The sequence below is a fragment of the Bradyrhizobium sp. Kon69 genome (genome assembly GCF_055807515.1).
This window is the reverse complement of the sequence record NZ_JBVVOS010000003.1, coordinates 289,609-306,009: the sequence shown is the minus strand read 5'-3', so window position 1 is coordinate 306,009 and position 16,401 is coordinate 289,609. Positions and strand designations below refer to the sequence as shown.

15 protein-coding genes and 1 tRNA gene are annotated in these 16,401 nt (G+C 63.7%); 7 read left to right on the top strand and 9 right to left on the bottom strand.

The annotated features are described in order from the left end of the window. Positions 1 to 71: 71 nt before the first annotated feature. A complete protein-coding gene (locus tag AC0L3U_RS05875; protein WP_473361031.1) occupies positions 72 to 842 on the bottom strand; it encodes an alpha/beta fold hydrolase in 771 nt (256 codons plus the stop codon). A 313-nt stretch (positions 843 to 1,155) separates the two neighbouring features. Beyond that, a complete protein-coding gene (locus AC0L3U_RS05870; protein WP_007597127.1) occupies positions 1,156 to 1,617 on the bottom strand; it encodes an Hsp20 family protein in 462 nt (153 codons plus the stop codon). Positions 1,618 to 1,838: 221 nt separating this feature from the next. Here AC0L3U_RS05870 and AC0L3U_RS05865 point away from each other — a divergent pair, with 221 nt between their 5' ends. After that, positions 1,839 to 2,786 carry an alpha/beta fold hydrolase gene (locus AC0L3U_RS05865; RefSeq protein ID WP_007597126.1) on the top strand — a complete coding sequence of 316 codons (948 nt, stop codon included), beginning with the start codon at positions 1,839 to 1,841 and terminating at the stop codon, positions 2,784 to 2,786. A gap of 183 nt (positions 2,787 to 2,969) precedes the next feature. Here AC0L3U_RS05865 and AC0L3U_RS05860 read toward each other — a convergent pair whose 3' ends face one another. Both AC0L3U_RS05860 and AC0L3U_RS05855 read right to left on the bottom strand, forming a co-directional pair. After that, positions 2,970 to 5,735: a di-heme-cytochrome C peroxidase gene (locus AC0L3U_RS05860; RefSeq protein ID WP_473361030.1), complete on the bottom strand. Its 2,766-nt coding sequence runs from the start codon at positions 5,733 to 5,735 to the stop codon at positions 2,970 to 2,972. A 185-nt stretch (positions 5,736 to 5,920) separates the two neighbouring features. Then, positions 5,921 to 7,717: an adenylate/guanylate cyclase domain-containing protein gene (locus AC0L3U_RS05855; protein WP_473361029.1), complete on the bottom strand. Its 1,797-nt coding sequence runs from the start codon at positions 7,715 to 7,717 to the stop codon at positions 5,921 to 5,923. 246 nt (positions 7,718 to 7,963) lie between these two features. On the opposite strand from AC0L3U_RS05855, the gene AC0L3U_RS05850 reads away from it, so the two are divergent. Beyond that, positions 7,964 to 8,596, top strand: a complete 633-nt coding sequence (locus AC0L3U_RS05850) for a LysE family translocator (RefSeq protein WP_473361028.1) — start codon at positions 7,964 to 7,966, stop codon at positions 8,594 to 8,596. A gap of 6 nt (positions 8,597 to 8,602) precedes the next feature. On the opposite strand, the gene AC0L3U_RS05845 is transcribed toward AC0L3U_RS05850, so the two are convergent. Next, positions 8,603 to 9,355 (bottom strand): sulfite exporter TauE/SafE family protein, encoded by a 753-nt coding sequence (locus AC0L3U_RS05845; protein WP_473361027.1) that lies wholly within the window; start codon positions 9,353 to 9,355, stop codon positions 8,603 to 8,605. Between the two features lie 89 nt (positions 9,356 to 9,444). Here AC0L3U_RS05845 and AC0L3U_RS05840 point away from each other — a divergent pair, with 89 nt between their 5' ends. Further along, on the top strand, positions 9,445 to 10,335 hold the full coding sequence (locus tag AC0L3U_RS05840) for a LysR substrate-binding domain-containing protein (RefSeq protein ID WP_473287871.1): 891 nt from the start codon (positions 9,445 to 9,447) through the stop codon (positions 10,333 to 10,335). Between the two features lie 8 nt (positions 10,336 to 10,343). Here the strand turns inward: AC0L3U_RS05840 and AC0L3U_RS05835 are convergent, their stop codons facing one another. The 3 genes from AC0L3U_RS05835 to AC0L3U_RS05825 all read right to left on the bottom strand — a co-directional run bounded on the left by AC0L3U_RS05835 (position 10,344) and on the right by AC0L3U_RS05825 (position 13,539). Beyond that, positions 10,344 to 11,309, bottom strand: coding sequence for a Bug family tripartite tricarboxylate transporter substrate binding protein (locus tag AC0L3U_RS05835; RefSeq protein ID WP_473361026.1), 966 nt, complete (start codon positions 11,307 to 11,309; stop codon positions 10,344 to 10,346). A 19-nt stretch (positions 11,310 to 11,328) separates the two neighbouring features. After that, on the bottom strand, positions 11,329 to 12,111 hold the full coding sequence (gene hisN / locus AC0L3U_RS05830) for a histidinol-phosphatase (RefSeq protein ID WP_456767625.1): 783 nt from the start codon (positions 12,109 to 12,111) through the stop codon (positions 11,329 to 11,331). Between the two features lie 537 nt (positions 12,112 to 12,648). Then, complete coding sequence (locus AC0L3U_RS05825; RefSeq protein WP_473361025.1) at positions 12,649 to 13,539, bottom strand: N-formylglutamate amidohydrolase; 891 nt, start codon at positions 13,537 to 13,539, stop codon at positions 12,649 to 12,651. Positions 13,540 to 13,918: 379 nt separating this feature from the next. Between AC0L3U_RS05825 and cpdR the strand changes: the two genes are divergently transcribed. Both cpdR and AC0L3U_RS05815 read left to right on the top strand, forming a co-directional pair. After that, on the top strand, positions 13,919 to 14,278 hold the full coding sequence (cpdR, locus tag AC0L3U_RS05820) for a cell cycle two-component system response regulator CpdR (protein ID WP_007597092.1): 360 nt from the start codon (positions 13,919 to 13,921) through the stop codon (positions 14,276 to 14,278). Positions 14,279 to 14,352: 74 nt separating this feature from the next. Further along, positions 14,353 to 14,427 (top strand) — tRNA-Val (locus tag AC0L3U_RS05815). 282 nt (positions 14,428 to 14,709) lie between these two features. Here the strand turns inward: AC0L3U_RS05815 and AC0L3U_RS05810 are convergent. After that, the gene (locus AC0L3U_RS05810; RefSeq protein WP_473287874.1) at positions 14,710 to 15,234 is read right to left on the bottom strand and encodes a Cif family virulence factor; all 525 of its coding nucleotides are present in this window, start codon (positions 15,232 to 15,234) and stop codon (positions 14,710 to 14,712) included. A gap of 277 nt (positions 15,235 to 15,511) precedes the next feature. Here AC0L3U_RS05810 and AC0L3U_RS05805 point away from each other — a divergent pair, with 277 nt between their 5' ends. After that, positions 15,512 to 15,754: a hypothetical protein gene (locus AC0L3U_RS05805; RefSeq protein ID WP_473361107.1), complete on the top strand. Its 243-nt coding sequence runs from the start codon at positions 15,512 to 15,514 to the stop codon at positions 15,752 to 15,754. Positions 15,755 to 15,974: 220 nt separating this feature from the next. After that, the gene (locus AC0L3U_RS05800; protein WP_473361024.1) at positions 15,975 to 16,397 is read left to right on the top strand and encodes a RidA family protein; all 423 of its coding nucleotides are present in this window, start codon (positions 15,975 to 15,977) and stop codon (positions 16,395 to 16,397) included. Positions 16,398 to 16,401: the final 4 nt, after the last annotated feature.

Here is a 16,401-nt window from a genome sequence, read left to right as displayed (position 1 = left end):
GGAGAGAGAGTTAGCCCCAAACAAAAGGCGCCTGAGCATCCGGGCGCCTTTTGCATCACTGCAACCGCCGCTCAGCTCCGCCCATACCCCGCCGCTTCCAGGATCAAATTCGACACCTCCTTCGGATGCGACACCAGCGAGAGGTGGCCGGCATCGAGCTCGATCGTGGTGGCGTTCATGCGCTTGGCGAGGAAGCGTTCGAGATCGGGATTGATGGTGTAGTCGTTCTTCGACACCGCGTACCAGCTCGGCTTCGAATGCCATGCCGCTTCGGTGGTGCGACCGGCGAAGATCGAGGCGGCGGTCGGCCATTGCACGGCGTAGAGCTCCTTGGCCTGCTCCGGCTTCACGCCATTGGCAAAGTACTTCAGGAAGGCGTCTTCCGAGAGTTTTGTGTAGCCGTCGCGCTCGACGACGCCGGCGCGTGCCGGTCCCGCCGGAAACTGCTTCGACAGTGCGACGAAATCCTCGTTGGCATCGGGCGCACGTGCGGCGACATAGACGAGGCCGCTGACCTTCGGGTCGGTGCCGACTTGGCTGATCACGGTGCCGCCCCAGGAATGCGCGACCAGCACGGTCGGCCCCTCTTGTTCGGCCAGCACGCGTTTGGTGGCCTCGACGGAGTCCGCGAGCGACGACAGCGGATTTTGCACGGCAGTTACGTTGAGACCGGCGGCCTGCAGGATCGGGATCACCTCCGACCAGCTCGAGCCGTCGGCCCAGGCGCCGTGCACCAGCACGACGTTCTTGGCCTTCACGGTCTGCGGCGTCTGCGCGTGAGCAAGGGTGAGCGGAGCCGCCAGCAGGCTCGCGGCGACGAAAAAGCTGCGCCAGAAAGTCATGATTGTTCTCCGTCTTGTTTTGGGTTCGATAGCCAAAGGACGACGCGCGGGCCGACGGCGTTACGCCAATTCACCGCTCTGTGATGCGGTGCAACAGTCCAGCACGGCCGTTCAGCAATCGGTGACGTCCCGGCGATGGCCGAGACCATCCTCTGGCAAGGTATGGCAGATCCGTCGTTCGGTATTTCTTCCGCGCACGATTGATCGATCTCGCGGCAGGATTCCCCGGCTCTCGCCGGGACGAGGAGAGCCCAACAAAAAAACGCCCCGGGGCACCGGGGCGTTTTCGTAACCTGGAAGCGGCCGACGTGATTTACGCGGCTACCGAGTTCTCGATCACCTGTGCGCCTTGCGCGCCGGTGTTGATCGCGATCTGGCGGGGCTTCTTCGCTTCGGGAATCTCGCGGACGAGATCGACGTGAAGCAGCCCGTTCTCGAGCGAGGCGTTCTTCACCTGCACGAAATCGGCAAGCTGGAACGCGCGCTCGAAAGCACGCGCGGCGATGCCGCGGTACAGCACTTCGGCCTTCGAGTTCTCGTTGGCGACTTTCTCGCCCTTGATCGTCAGCGTGTTTTCCTTCGCGACGATGGAGAGCTCATCCTTGGCAAAGCCCGAGACCGCAACGGTGATGCGATAGTCGTTCTCGCCGGTGCGCTCGATGTTGTAGGGGGGATAACCGGGGCTGCCGTCCGAACCGGCCTGGTCGAGCAGGTTGAAGAGGCGGTCGAAGCCGACGGTGGAACGGTAGAAGGGGGTCAGGTCGTACGTACGCATGGTCAAGTCCTCCATTGAGCGACTGTTTGAGTAACCCGCCCGCCAATCGGGCCGGGCTTTCGTCTGTGTGCAGCCTGATGTTCCGGTTCCGAAACACTGGTAGCGGCCTGCACCAAGGTGATATGGGTTGACGAGAACGGCGTTCAAGAGGGCGGATACTTGGCCTTTTCGGCGCTCCCGCCCCCTGATTTGCAGCACTTCGTGCCCAAGCCCTCCCCATCATGACGCTGGTCTCGATACCATCCAATCCCGTTCCCGAAGACGTCGTCAGCGGCACCATCAAGACCCCCGATGGCGTCGAGCTGCGCTTTGCGCGCTGGGCGCCGCCGGCGAACCGCAAGGGCACCGTCTGCGTCTTCACCGGACGCAGCGAGCAGATCGAGAAATATTTCGAGACCGTGCGCGATTTGCGCGACCGCGGCTTTGCGGTGGCGATGATCGACTGGCGCGGGCAGGGCCACTCCTCGCGCCGCCTGCGCGATCCCCGCAAGGGCTATGTCCGCGACTTCGCGGATTTCGAGATCGACGTCGAGACCTTCGTGCAGCAGGTGGTGCTGCCGGATTGCCCGCCGCCCTTCTTCGCGCTCGCCCACTCCATGGGCGGCACGGTGATGCTGCGGGTGGCGCATGCGGGCAAGCGCTGGTTCGACCGCATGGTGCTGTCGGCGCCGATGATCGACCTGCCCGGCCGCGCCACCTCGTTTCCGGCGCGGGCTCTGCTGAAGACGATGCGCGTGTTGGGGATGGGCGGCCGCTATGTCCCCGGCGGCAGCGACCAGATCACCGGTCTCAATCCCTTCATCAACAATCCGCTGACCAGCGATCCCGTGCGCTATGCGCGCAATGCCGCGATCCTGGAGGAGGATCCGACCCTCGGGCTCGCGTCACCGACGGTCGCCTGGGCCGATACCGCCTTCCGCGCGATGAACACCTTCAGGGGCAAGAACTACCCGTCCGAGATCCGTCAGCCGATCCTGATGCTGGCGGCCTCCAGCGACACCGTGGTCTCGATCGCGGCGATCGAGGAGTTCGCCTATCATTTGCGCGCCGGCTCCCATCTCGTGATCGCCGGCGCCAAGCACGAGATTCTCCAGGAGCAGGACCGCTACCGCTCCCAATTCTGGGCAGCCTTCGACGCCTTCGTGCCGGGCACGCCGCTGTTCAAGTGAGGGGTTGAAGTGAATGGCTGCCGCGCGCGAGGTGCGCTCCCTCGCCCCGTTCTTAGGGGGAGAGGGTTGGGGTGAGGGGCCTCTCTCGGCACGCAAGATCGTCGAGAACCTGTACCCCCTCACCCGGATTGCATCTTCGATGCAATCCGACCTCTCCCCGCAAGCGGGGCGAGGTAAGGCTCACTACAGCGTTTTCAGATACTCGATCAGATCGTAGCGCTCGTTGTCGTCCTTGAACACGCGGCCGATGACGCCGGGACGTTTTTCCTCGCCCGGCTTGCGCTCGAAGGAATGGCCGAGCACGCTATTGCCCTGGATCGGATCCTTCTCCGACCCCGCCGAGAACTCGGTTTCACCCGTCTTGCATTTCTCGTCGGCGGTGACCGCAAAGCCGACGGTCACGGGATCGTAGTCGCGGCGGCCCATGCAGAATTTTTGCGGGCGCTCGCTTGCGGGCTTCAGCAGCCAGTAGAGAGACGGCACCGAACCGTTGTGCAGATAGGGCGCCGTGGCCCAGATCCCGTTCAGCGGCCGTGCCCGATAGCGCGCTCCCCCCACCGGATTGAGGCAGTTCTTGCGTGCGAGATTCCACAATTTCGCCCGCTCGGCATCCGGAGTCTTCTCGTCATCCATCCATTTGCGGGCGACGAGGTCCACCACCGTCATCAGCCCGAGCGCATACACCATCTCGGTCGGCGAGCTTGCGGTCGAGACGTCGCATTGCCACCATTTCTGGAGGTCGGCCGTATTCACCTTCAGGAAGCCAGGCAAATCGACGATCCTGTTGCTGAGCACGAGCGACTGTTCGGGATCCGTCTTGATCTCGTCGAGGGGGATCGTCACCGCGTTCAGCACCTTGCTGTCGCCGCTCGGCTCCCAATGTCCCGAAGACCAGAAAGCCGGAGTGTCGATCGCCGGCAAATGGCATCCGGAACACATTTCGGCGTAGATCTTGCGGCCATTGTCCACCTTCTTCTGATCGAGCCTCCAATTGTCGCCAAGGATCTGAGAGGGCCATTTCGGCGCCAGCAGGCCGCCGAACTTCGGACCGGTGGAGGGATCCGCCGTCTTGAACGGATCGGGGCCCCTGAGCATGTCCTCGATCCAGCCGAGCGTGTTGATATGAACCGAGGACCGCCACAGCCTGTCTTCCGGGTAGGCGTCGGACAGGTTGAGCAGCGCCGTTACGCCGAGGGCTTCGCCGGCGTTGCGGATCAGCGGCTGCTCGATCGAGGCGTCGTACTGGGCGAACTTGAACCAGGGCACGGTCCAGATCGGGGGATAGCTGACCGGGGCGTCCTGGGCGTGCAGGTTCTTCTCGAAACCCTTAAGCCCGCTCAGCGCGAGATCCTGCGAAAAAACCTGATTGCCGATGCGATTGAGAGCGTCGAGGCGACCGAACCCTTCCTCGGTGTCACTCTGCTGCCGGCCGTTCCAGGTCTTCTTGCCTTCAATCGTCTTTTGCTGGGTTTTCGCCCAGTCGATCAGGAAGTTGCCGATCGCGCTGAGCTTCTGCTTGAGCGCGGCGCGGTCAGCCTTGCTGGCATCGGGGCCGAGCACGCGATCGGCAAAGCGCTGGAAGCGGAACGGCACGTAAAGCGTGTAGGCGATCGACAGGCCGGTGGAGAGCTCGAGCTTCTTCAAGTCGGTCATGGCCGGGCCGCCGTCGAAACGCACGTCCACGCCCTGGTAGTGGATCTGGCCGGTATGGCAGGCGGCGCAGGTCAGCCCGATCTTGTCCTCTTCGCGACGGCCGGTCGCGGGATCGCTGACCCCGGTCATCCGTGCAAAGCCGACCGGCAGGCCGTCGACGTTGTCCGCCGGCGTCCATCTGGTCGACCAGTCCGGCACCTGCGTCGTCTCGTAGACATTGGCGTAGCCGAAGCGGCGCAGGGACGTCGCGTCGGTCTGGATCGACTGCGGGCTCGGAATGAACCCGAAGCGCTCGAGATAGGCGCTGTCCGTCATCATGCCCGGCCGCGACAACAGATGCAGGCGCGGCTGCTCCAGGGCCATGAACCATTCGTAAGGCACCGGGAAGGTCGCGGTGCCCTGGCTGGCATGGTGAAACCAGTGCCTGTCCTTCAGCGACCAGTTCTGTTCGAGCCAAAAGGCCGCCTTCGTCTCGGGGATCGTGGGCAACGGCGGCGGCAGGAGATTCACGAGGATTCCCTTTTGCGGCAGCATCGCGCGCACCTGGTCGGGGAATTCGGCGAGCGCAACGAGCAAGGCGAGACCGAGGGCGACCAGCAGGGCCGCAACCTTGAGCGCGCCCCGCACCACGCGCTGGCAGGTCGACAGCACCGGCTGCGCTACGAGCCGCTGGTTGATGCGAGCAGGGAATTGCCGCTCGTTGAACAGAGTGCGCACGTCGGCCACGCTGAGATAGCGGTCCTCACCCGCGCCCTTGCCCGCGATCTTCAGGAGGATCGGCCACTCGAACTTCATCAGCAGGGGGTAGTACCAGCGTGCGGCGCTGCCGGCCCGCTTGAGATTGTCGCGCATGAAGACGCCGATTTCCGAGGCGTTGAGACCCGGCTCAGAGCCGCCGCCGTTCGGATCCTGGTAGGTCCGGCCGAAGCTCGCAAACCGCGCAAGCTCGTCCTCATCGACCTTGCCGTCGACGCCGAGGACGCGCGAGCCGGCACCGCGCTTGTCGAGAGGGCCGCCACGCAACGCGTCGAGCTGCGCGCCCGAAAATATGCTCTTCAGGATGTGACCCAGACCGTTCGCGATGAGCGCGACGCCGCGGACCTGGATGCGGGCCGAGACCTTCTTCAGCCCAGTCTCGCCGCTCGCATTCGCGATCGTTTGCGACAGCGTGCCGAGCGGCACGGTTCCGCCGTCGACAAACCCCTCGCCGACGAGGCCGCGGAGGAATGGACAGGGATTGTTCGGCGAGACCTGGATCGAAGGGTCGAAGGGGGGCTTCGGAGCGGAGTCATGCATGGCCCAAAATCCTGAAAACGGCGAATCGTGAAATACAGACGCGGCGATAGAGCGCGGAAAGTCCTGACAAACCGACAACACGTTATACTACTTCATACTACTTCAGCGTGTAGCGGAGTGTGGCTGAATTCACTGTCGTGTCAATAAAGGCGGAGGGGACATTGCCGCGTGGCCGCGGCTGGCCCTCAGGATTCGGCGATGCGTTTGACGTCGCTCGAGACCAGGGTCAGTTTGCCGAGCGGCACGCCCGCATTCAAGAGTCCGGCGCGGTAGTGGGCGAGGTCCTCGGGCCGCTTCCAGTGGAAATTGCGCAAATGGCGGTCGACATTGAGTGTCGGGTAGTTAGCCATCAGCACGCGGGTCGCCTCGACCGCCTCGTCGCCCCGCCCCAATTGCGCCAGCGCCGCGGCGCGGATTGCCAGCGCCTGCAAATGGTTCGGGTTGATGTAGAGCTGTTCTCGAGCCCATGACAGGGTCGCGTCATATTGGCCCAGCAGATAATGGCTGAACGCGTTCAGTGCGGCCCATTGATAGCGCGGATCGCTGTTGTCGCGCTGTGCGGCCATCGAGAACAGCTCGATCGCCTCGCGGTGCTCGCCGATGGCGAAATGGCAGATGCCGAGCACGCCGCGCGCGCCGTTGTCGTAGGGGTTGAGCGCGACGGCGCGCTTGGCGGCGTCCATTGCTGCCTCGTAATGGCCCTCCAGCGCGTGGGTCCAGGACAGGATCGAGAACGCAAATGACGAGCGCGGATCGAGCCGGACGCTGGTTTCGGCAAGCTTCATCGCTTCGGCCCACATCTCGCGCGTGCCCTTGACCCAGCCGAAGTGGATGCTCTGGATCTGGATCGTGGCGAGATAGGCGTGTGCAATCGACAGCTTGGGCTCGAGCCTGATGGCCTCCCGGAACAGGTCGACGGCGATGGCAAGGTCTTCCTTGGTCTGCCGATAATAGTGCGACAGCCCCTTGAGGAAGCGGTCCCAGGCCGTGACATCGGTCGAGAGCCGCGCCGGCGCCGAGGCCTCGGCCCGGACGATCTCGGTGGCGATGGCGGCGGACAGGTTGGTGGTGATCTCGTCCTGCATCGCGAAGAGATCGCCGATGTCGCGGTCGTAGCGGCCAGTCCAGAGCTGCTCGCCGGTCTCCGGCGCGATCAGCTCGGCTGTGACGCGGATCTTGGCTCCGGCGCGCCGCACCGAACCTTGGATCAGATAGCTGGCGTCGATCTCCCGCGCGATCAGGCGGGTGCTGACGTTGTTGCCCTTGAACACGAAGGTCGAGTTGCGACTCAGCACGCGATAGAAGGATTGTAGCGACAGCGCGTGAATTAAATCTTCGGTCAGGCCGTCGGAAAAATACTCGTCCTGGGCGTCGCTGAGATTGGCGAAAGGCAGCACGCCGACGATCGCGGTGCGGTACTGCTGCGAGAGGGCGGATGCCTCCCTCAACGCGGGCGCAAGCGCCGGTGCACCCTCATGCGTCCAGGTCCAGACCCCGATCGGATCCTTGATGTTCTTGAAGCGGTGGTTGCCAGCATCGACCAGCGGCACGGTGAGATGCTTGCTGGCCTCCTTGTAGGCCTTGGCCGAGATCGCAAAGCCGCCGGGGCTCGCCACGGCTTCGAGGCGGACGGCAATGTTGACATCGTCACCGAAGACCTCGTCCTCGTCGGCGATAACGTCACCCATGTGGATCCCGAGGCGGAACTGCATGGCGCGATCGGCGGGCAGATGGTGATTGCGCTCCGCCATCAGCGTCTGCATCGCGATGGCAGCCTCGGTGGCGCCGACGATCGAGGGGAATTCCAGCAGGAAGCCGTCGCCGGTGTTTTTGACGACGCGGCCGCCGTGATTGAGGATGATGGGGTGGATCGCGCTGCGATGGGCCTTGAAGGCGGCATGGGTGCCGGCCTCATCGGTGCCCATCATGCGCGAATAGCCGGCGACATCGGCGCAGACAATGGCAGCCAGACGTCTTTCCATATCCCGGAGCTCCAAGAGACTTGCAAGAGACTTGGAAGAGATCGAGGACCGGCCACGGCGTGGCAGTCGCCTCGAATCCCGCGTTCAAAGAACCCGTTCCTTATAGAGCAGATGAGGCCGAGCGAAAGTACGAACCGCATTGCAAATTCGAGGTAAATCCTCGGCAATCCCGGCAGTGGACGAGGACGAGCGAACCCACTAAGCCGGCCTCTTGGGCCATGGTTGGGCGACGGAGGCACGTCACACATGCTGGGCATTCACGAAATCTGGCTCTTCGTCCTGTCAGGCGTGCTGCTCAACATCACGCCGGGGCCTGATACGGTCTATGTGATCGGCCGCAGCATGCAGCTGGGCTGGCGAGGTGGCGCCGCGGCCGCGCTGGGCATCAGTTGCGGCTGCTTTTTCCACGTCGCGGGCGCCGCGATCGGCCTTTCGGCTCTGCTGATGGCCTCGTCGACCGCATTCTCGATCCTGAAGCTGGTCGGAGCGGCCTATCTCGTCGTGACCGGGCTTCAGATGCTGTGGTCGCCCCCTGTGCTGGCCTCGGCCATCGACGAGCCGGTGCAGAGCTCGCTGCGGCGGGTTTTCCTCCAGGGCGTCTTCACCAACGCGCTCAATCCCAAGGTCGCGCTGTTCTTCCTGGCCTTCCTGCCGCAATTCGTCGCAGCCGACTCGGCGCACAAGCCGCTCGCCTTCCTGACGCTTGGCCTGATTTTCATCTGCACGGGAACGCTATGGTGCCTGGTGCTGGCGGCGTTCGCGGCAAAGGCCGCCCACCGCTTGCGGAGCTCCGAAGGCGCGGTCGCCTGGGTCAACCGTGCCCTCGGCGGCCTCTTCATCTATCTCGGCATCCGCGTCGCCATGCTGGAGGCGCGGTAACTTCTTTTACGCGAATTCCTTCAGCAGCGCGCTGCCGGCGAGATAGAGGCCGAGCAGGATCATCGCGATCAGGAACCAGCGGCGAAACGCTTCCGCCGGCATTCGCGCCCGCACCGTTTGGCCGATATACATGCCGGCAAACGCGCACGCCATGCCGACCGCACCCGGCACTGCGTTGGCCGGCGTCAGCAATCCGCCCGCAGTGAGATTGAAGGCGAGCGCCAGTGTCGCTGTCGTGAAGAACACGCCGAGCGCCTGCACCAGCTCGTCCTTCTCCATGCCGATCGCCTGCATGAACGGCATCGAGGGGATCACCTGCACGCCGGTTGAGGCCGAGATCACGCCGGTGACCACGCCGACCACGCCGCCGACCCATTTCTCGTTCTTTGGCGCAACGTGAAACTGGAATTTGTTCAGCCCGATGATCGCGTAGATCACCAGGAGTGCGCCGAGCACGATCGTGCCGTAGCGCGCATGCGGACCGGTGAGCGCGCCGGCATTGAGCCAGCACCCGATCACGGTGCCGATCATCAGCGGCCACAGCCGCCTCAGGATGTCGCGCAAATGGGGACCGACGAAAGTCTGCCAGATGTTGGTGACGATGGCGGGCACGATCACGATGGCGATCGCGCGGCTGGGCGCCATGCTCACGGCGAGCAGTCCCATGGACACCGTCGGCAGGCCGAGCCCGACGACGCCCTTGACGAATCCGGCGATGAGGAAGACGGCGGCGATGAGAATGAGGAGCGGGTCGATCATATCTGCACATTGACCGATGCCGCGCGCCGGCACAATCTGTAGCTTACGGAGCAAGCCTTCGTCTGGAGCGAAGGCTGAAGGGACCCGGGATGCGCTTCGACCTCGTCGACCTCCAGCTGTTCATCGCGGTCGCCGACCAGCGCAGCATCACCCGTGGTGCGGAGCGGTCGCATCTGGCGCTAGCCTCAGCCAGCGCGCGCATCAAGGGGCTGGAGGATGCGCTCGGCGTCGCGCTGCTCAAGCGCGGGCGCCGCGGCGTCGAACTGACCTCGGCCGGCGAGAGCCTGCTCGATCACGCCCGTCTCGTCATCCACCAGATCGACGCCATGCGCGGCGATCTCGCCGGCTTTGCCAGCGGCGTGCGCGCGAGCGTGCATTTCCTCGCGAATACTTCCGGCCTCTCGGAGCATCTGCCGAAGGCGCTTGCCGGCTTCCTGCGCGAGCACCGCGACGTCGCCATCGACATCGAGGAGCGCGAGAGCACCGACATCGCGGCCGCGATCACTGCGGGCGCGGCCGATCTCGGCTTCGCCGCCGAGCACGCGCTGCCCGATCATATCGAGAGATTCGCCTTCAGCGCGGATCGCCTGACGCTGGTGACGTCCAGGCGCGGCCCGTTCGCCGGCCGCCGCGCGATCGATTTCCAGGAGGCGGGCGCTTGTGACTTCGTCGGGCTGACCAGCGCCACCGCGCTTCAGGTGCATATTTCGAAGCACGCCGCCCGGCTCGGCATGCGGCCGCATTACCGCGCGCGCCTGCGCGACTTCGACGCGATCTGCCAGATGGTCGCCGCCGATGTGGGCGTCGCGCTGGTGCCCGAAGCCGCGGCCCGCCGCTGCGCAAAACTGATGCCGCTCGCCATGGTCCGCCTGCGCGACACCTGGGCCAACCGCAAACTCGTGATCTGCGCGCGAAGCTTCAAGACGCTGCCGCGCCCGGCCAAGATGCTGGTGGAGCATCTGCGGGCGGCGGCAGTGTGAGCTCTGCGCTACTTCGCGGTCTCCACGCCAGCGTCCTTGATCACCTTCGCCCATTTCTTCATCTCGTCTGCGATGAATGTGCGAAAATGCTCCGGATCATCGCCGACTAGGGTTGCGCCCTGGGCGGCGAGCTTTTCCTTCACCGCGGGATCCGCCATCGCCTTTGTCGCCAGGCCATGCAGCGCGGCGACGATCTCCTTCGGCGTGCCCTTCGGTGCCACCATGCCGTACCAGTTCTCGATGCGCAGATCGGCAAAGGCGGCTTCCGCGGTGGTTGGCACATCAGGCGCCGTCGGCGAACGCTCGGCGGAGCCAACTGCGATCGGTCGCAGGGCGCCCGCCTTGACCTGCGGCAGCAGCACGGGGAGATCCAGGAACGTCATCTGCACCTGCTGGCCCAGCAGATCGTTCACGGCCGGCGCCGCGCCGCGATAGGGCACGTGCACGATGTCGATCTTCGCCGTCAGCTTGAACAGTTCACCGGCGAGATGCGGCAGGCTGCCGGGGCCGGAGGAGGCGAAGTTGAGTTTTCCCGGCTGCGCCTTGGCGAGCGCGATCAATTCCGCGATGTCCTTTGCGGGGACGTTGGTGGCGACAACCAGCATTTCCGGCACGGTCGCGACCAGAGTCACCGGCGTGAGGTCGTTGAGCGTATCGTAGGCGACCCTTTCCATGCTCGGGCTGATCGCCAGCGCGCCGGCGCTGGAGATCGCGATGGTGTAGCCGTCAGGTGCAGCCTTGGAGACGGCGTCAGTGCCAAGCACGCCGCCCTGGCCGCCGCGATTGTCGATCAGCACCGGCTGTCCTGACAGCTCCGACATGCGCTGGCCGATCACCCGCGCGATAATGTCGTTGGGGCCTCCGGCCGGAAACGGCACGATCAGCTTGATCGGCTTGGCCGGGAAATTCTGGGCGGAGGCGAGCGTCGGAAACAGAAGCAGGAATGCGAGGAGGAGCCTACGCCGGGTTTTCATGCAGGCTCCTTTGAGGCGCTTATCCGTTGAGCAGTTTCAGTGCTTCTTCGTGAACCCTGGCGTCGCCGGCCGCGACGATGCGGCCGCCGCCCTGCGCCGGCTTGCCTTCCCAGGTGGTGACGACGCCGCCGGCGCCGGTCACGATCGGGATCAGGGCTGCGATGTCGTAAGGCTTCAGCTCGGTCTCGACCACGAGATCGACGTGACCCGCCGCCAGCATGCAATAGGAGTAGCAGTCGCCGCCATAGCGCGACAGCCGCGCGCCCTTCTCGATGCGGCCGAAGATGGCGCGGTCGCGCTCGTTCATCAGCAGCGGGCTGGTGGTGTAGGTCGTCGCCTCCGACAGCGAAGCACAGCGCCGGACCTGGAGCCGGCGCTCGCCGGAGGGGCCATTATAATGAGCCGAGCCGCTGTCGCCGGAAAAGCGTTCGCCGATGAAGGGCTGGTGCATCATGCCGTAGACCGGCGTCCCCTTGTGCAGGAGCGCGATCAGCGTGCCCCAGATCGGAAAGCCGCCGATGAAGGATTTGGTGCCGTCGATGGGGTCGAGCACCCAGACGTAATCCGAATCCTCGCGCTCGTTGCCGAATTCCTCGCCGACGATGCCGTGCTGGGGAAAGTTGGCCTTGATCAGACGCCGCATCACCGCCTCCGCAGCGCGGTCGGCCTCGGTCACGGGGTCGAATTCCCTGGTCTTGCTCTTGTCCTCGATCGACAGCGAGGTGCGGAAGAACGGCAGGATGGTTTCGCCGGAGGCGGTGGCGAGCCGTCCGATGAAGGCGGAGAAATCGATCACCGTCACGGCGTTTCCTCAAAAAGCGAAAGTCGGGTGAAGCTCACTCCTGCCTAGCTCAAATCGGAAGGATCGTGCAGCGCTGTCTTGCTTTTGCACCCTGGTATTTTGGATGCGGGAAGCGTTCGCCTCGTCAAAGTCACGCGCTGGGCAAATATCGATCATTGAGTTGAAACCTTAGTTCCGGGTCTGCCTCGTTGGTATGCAAATGACTATCAACCCATTGAATTTCCTTATCAAAGGAACTGAATCTGGGTTTCTCTGGAAGCAACCGAGCTATGTCCTCATTGCATGGGAAATCGCTCGAAAGCCCTTGCACTTTGTGCGTCGCGGCCGCATATTGTTGCGGTGCGGTAGCGCTTCTCGCGTTACTGCTGCCCTCCTTGGGCGTTTCCTCCCTAGACTTGGGCCGCTTCTTCATTAGAAGCGGCCCTTTTTTCTTTCAGCCTCTTATTTCTTTAAGCCTTGGCTTTCATTTCAATGCGCGCCGCGAAACGCGTTAGCGCTGATCGCACCCAACACAGTCATTCGCAGAAAACGTCGCGCTTATTCCGCAGCGGCCTGGAACGGGCCGAGATCGCCGAACGGGACCGTGGTTGCCAGCACGTCGGCGAGCACGCCGAAGTCCGACGCCACTTGCGCAAAGCGCGGGCTGCGCTCGCGCCGCCGCTCGTCCATGTAGATTGCGCGGTTGAGCTCGAGCTGCACGGCGTGGAGGCCGCTGGCCGGGTTACCGTAATGCTCGGTGATGAAGCCGCCGGCATAGGGCTTGTTACGGCCAATCGAATAGCCGAGCCCGGTCATGGTCTCCTCGACCCGGTCGGGCAATAGCGGCGTGCAGCTCGTGCCGTAGCGGTCGCCGATCACGATGTCGGGCCGGCGCGGCTCGTCGCGGGAGACGCCGACCGAGGGCATCGAATGGCAGTCGACCAGCACGACGGTGCCGAACATCTGGTGCACCTTGTTGATCAGCCGGCGCAGCGCGCGATGATAGGGCTTGTACAGCGTCTCGATCCGCCCTAGCGCGTCGTCGACCAGGATGCGCTCGCGATAGATCTCCTGGCCGTCGCCGACCACGCGCGGAATGGTGCCAAGCCCGCCGGCGACCCGCATCGAGCGAGTGTTGGCAAAGCTCGGCAGGCGCCCGGTGAACATCCGGGGGTCGAGCTCGTAGGGCTCACGATTGACGTCGACATAGGAGCGCGGAAAGTTGACCCGCACGGTCGGAAAGCCGCGCTCGCTGAGATGGCCGATCAGCTCGTCCATGAAGGAATCTTCGGAACGCCGCAGCGTCGGCAGGTCGATCCTGGAGGCGCTGAGAAATTCGTCCGGATAGGTCGAGCCGGAATGGGGCGAGTTGAAGATAACCGGCGCGCGCCATTGCGCGGGCTCAACGATCTCGAAGGCTGGCGACTTGTCGCCGTCAAACCGGGTCATCTTCTCAGGCTTCGTCCCTTGGTGTCAGGCTTCGTCCTTGGTAATCAGGCTTCGCCCTTGGCGCCGCACGATCCAACAAGCCCGCACCGGCCTCAACGCATTGATTCGGCCGATCGAGCGGCTCTTATGTGTCGTCATTGTCCGGAATCGCAACCATCCTGCCAAGCGAAAAGATGAGATCTACGCTGGAACATGTCTTAACCCTGCGGGCAGCGAGGTGGGGACCGGCAGGTACGGCTCGATTGCTTCGAACTGCTTTCAGGTTCACAAGGGGTCGGCAAGCACAACCGGCTCAGGGCAAAGATTTTCACCCCAAATTTACCCTCCGTCGGGCTTAGTGACCTCTGCTGATATCCTCTGGGGATTCGACATTTCCGCCATGCCAAAGATCCTGCTCGCCGAAGACGACAACGACATGCGCCGATTCCTGGTCAAGGCGCTGGAAAACGCCGGTTTTCAGGTCTCGTCCCACGATAACGGCATGGCCGCCTATCAGCGGCTGCGGGAAGAGCCGTTCGAGATGCTGCTCACCGACATCGTGATGCCGGAGATGGACGGCATCGAGCTCGCCCGCCGGGCCTCGGAACTCGACCCCGACATCAAGATCATGTTCATCACCGGCTTCGCCGCGGTCGCCCTGAACTCCGATTCGGACGCTCCCAAGAACGCCAAGGTGCTGTCCAAGCCCGTGCATTTGCGCGAATTGGTCAGCGAAGTGAACAAGATGCTGGCGGCCTAAATCGGCCCCCTTCCGTCCTTGCACCGGCTCCCCTGAGCCGTTATAGGGACCCGACCCGATCTAGACGACATCTAGGGCGCGTAGCTCAGCGGGAGAGCACTACCTTGACATGGTAGGGGTCACAGGTTCGATCCCTGTCGCGCCCACCATCCTTCGCTCGCGAAGCGAGAGAAGGATGTCGCGCCGACGCCCCAACGGGCGCAGGCGGACTTTTTGCAGCGAGCCCCGGCTCGGCAAGCCGCAATCTTCGCTCACGAAACGAGTGAAGGATGCCACGCCGAAGCCCAAAGGGCGCAGGCGGGCTGCCGCCGCGAGCTACGGCTGGGCAAGCCACCAATCTCATTGCGGCGAACCGTGTCCGGCGTAGCTCGAAGAGCGTAGACGGACTGGAGCGGCAGCATCCTTCGCCGACACACCGCCGCTCAATCCCCCTATTTCAGCTCCGTATTCGCGACCGGAAGGATGGAGGCAACGTGCCAGCCGTCCGGATCCTGAACGTAGGTCTGGCTGATCAGAAACGTATTTTGTTGTGGCGGCTTGCCCGGAAGGCCGCGCGTGAAAACGATAGGGACGAGGATCTGCATGACCTCGTTCGAGATCACGGCGACGTGGAATTTCGACATGTCGGGTTCGAGGTGCCAGGTGCCTTCGTAATACGCCTTGAAGCGTTCGGCGACCGCATCGCGCCCTCTGGTCTCGATGCCTCTCGCAAACAACAGCGCGCTCGGCGAAGTCCAGAGCATGGCTTTCACATCGTCCGCGTTATGCGCATTCTGCGCGGCAATGAACTTGTCGAAGATGGTTCGCGCCTCAGCATCATTTGCGGCAGCCAGCGCAGATCCCGCCGGCCAGAACGTTGCGGCGAAAAACAGCGCTGCAGTCATCGCGGCAAGATGGGAGCGTCGCGCAATCGGTCGTGGCCCGGCGCCGGCAAAAGACTTCCTCGGACGGATCATGTTCACCTCTCGTCGTTTGCCGGTTGGCATTTTGAATGCTGGTTGTCATACCATTGATCGCTTCGCTGATTTTTCAGGATCGCGCGATCAGAGCTCACAGCTGCATCACAGATGCGTTGGTCCGGCCACGGTCGGATTCCGTGGGAAGTAGCGCAAACTCTCGCCGCCGGCATCAAGTTGAGTTATCGTCTGGCGGTGTCACTAGCCCGGGTGGGCATCCGGGCCACGATGCCGCCTGGCGTAATCCGGGCGGACCACGGTGAAGGAACTCCGCACCATGCGAGCGAGCTGTCTTGCCGTGGCGATATTGTCGCTAATTGCGTCGCAGGCTGACGCCGCCATCATCGACTGGCAGGCCGAGCTCCAGCGCTGCCGCGCGCTGCGCGAAAACGTGGCGCCACTGCTGCAGGCCGGCCAAGGAATATCCGCGGTCGGCCGCTCCAACAGATCCGTGCGTCGCTGCATATGGATCCAGCGCATGGCGGTACGCAGAAAAATCCCCGGCGCAGAGACGTGGTAGCGCGGGGGCCTCTCAGGGGGGCGCCTTCTTCGGCTCGCGCCGCAGGTCCTTCAATCCGGTCGGATAGAGGCTCGGTGCTGGCTGCCGAACGCGATGCCCGGCGCAGCCTTGATCCGTGACTCTCCGCCTGCCATTGTCCGATCCTTGACCGCGGCGGCGAACCTGGCATTCGGCGAAACTGTATCGCTTAGCGGGATGTGGAAAGAAGGCAGGTGGCCGAATGAGTAGCGTGAACAAGCCCGGCGGCAACTACCTGCCGGTGATCATCCATAGTGGAATTGCGTATGTCAGTGGTCAGCTGCCGCGTCGCGGCGAAGACCTGCTGTACTCAGGCAAAGTCGGCGCAGGTGTCGATGTCGCCGCCGCACAGGAAGCTGCTGCGCTCTGCGCTGATCTCTGCCTTTCGGCCATCAATCACGCAACAGGCGGAGAGGACAACATCGTCCAGGTCTTGCAGCTCGTTGGATACATCGCCTCGGCGCCTGGATTTACGCAGCAATCGCAAGTCATGAACGGCGCCTCCGACCGGCTGATCGAGCGCCTGGGTGATCGCGGTCGTCATACGCGTACATCTGTTGGCGTCGCCGAGTTGCCGCGGGGCGCACCGGTCGAGCTGAGTATGATTGCGGCTGTTCGGTCGTAGATGG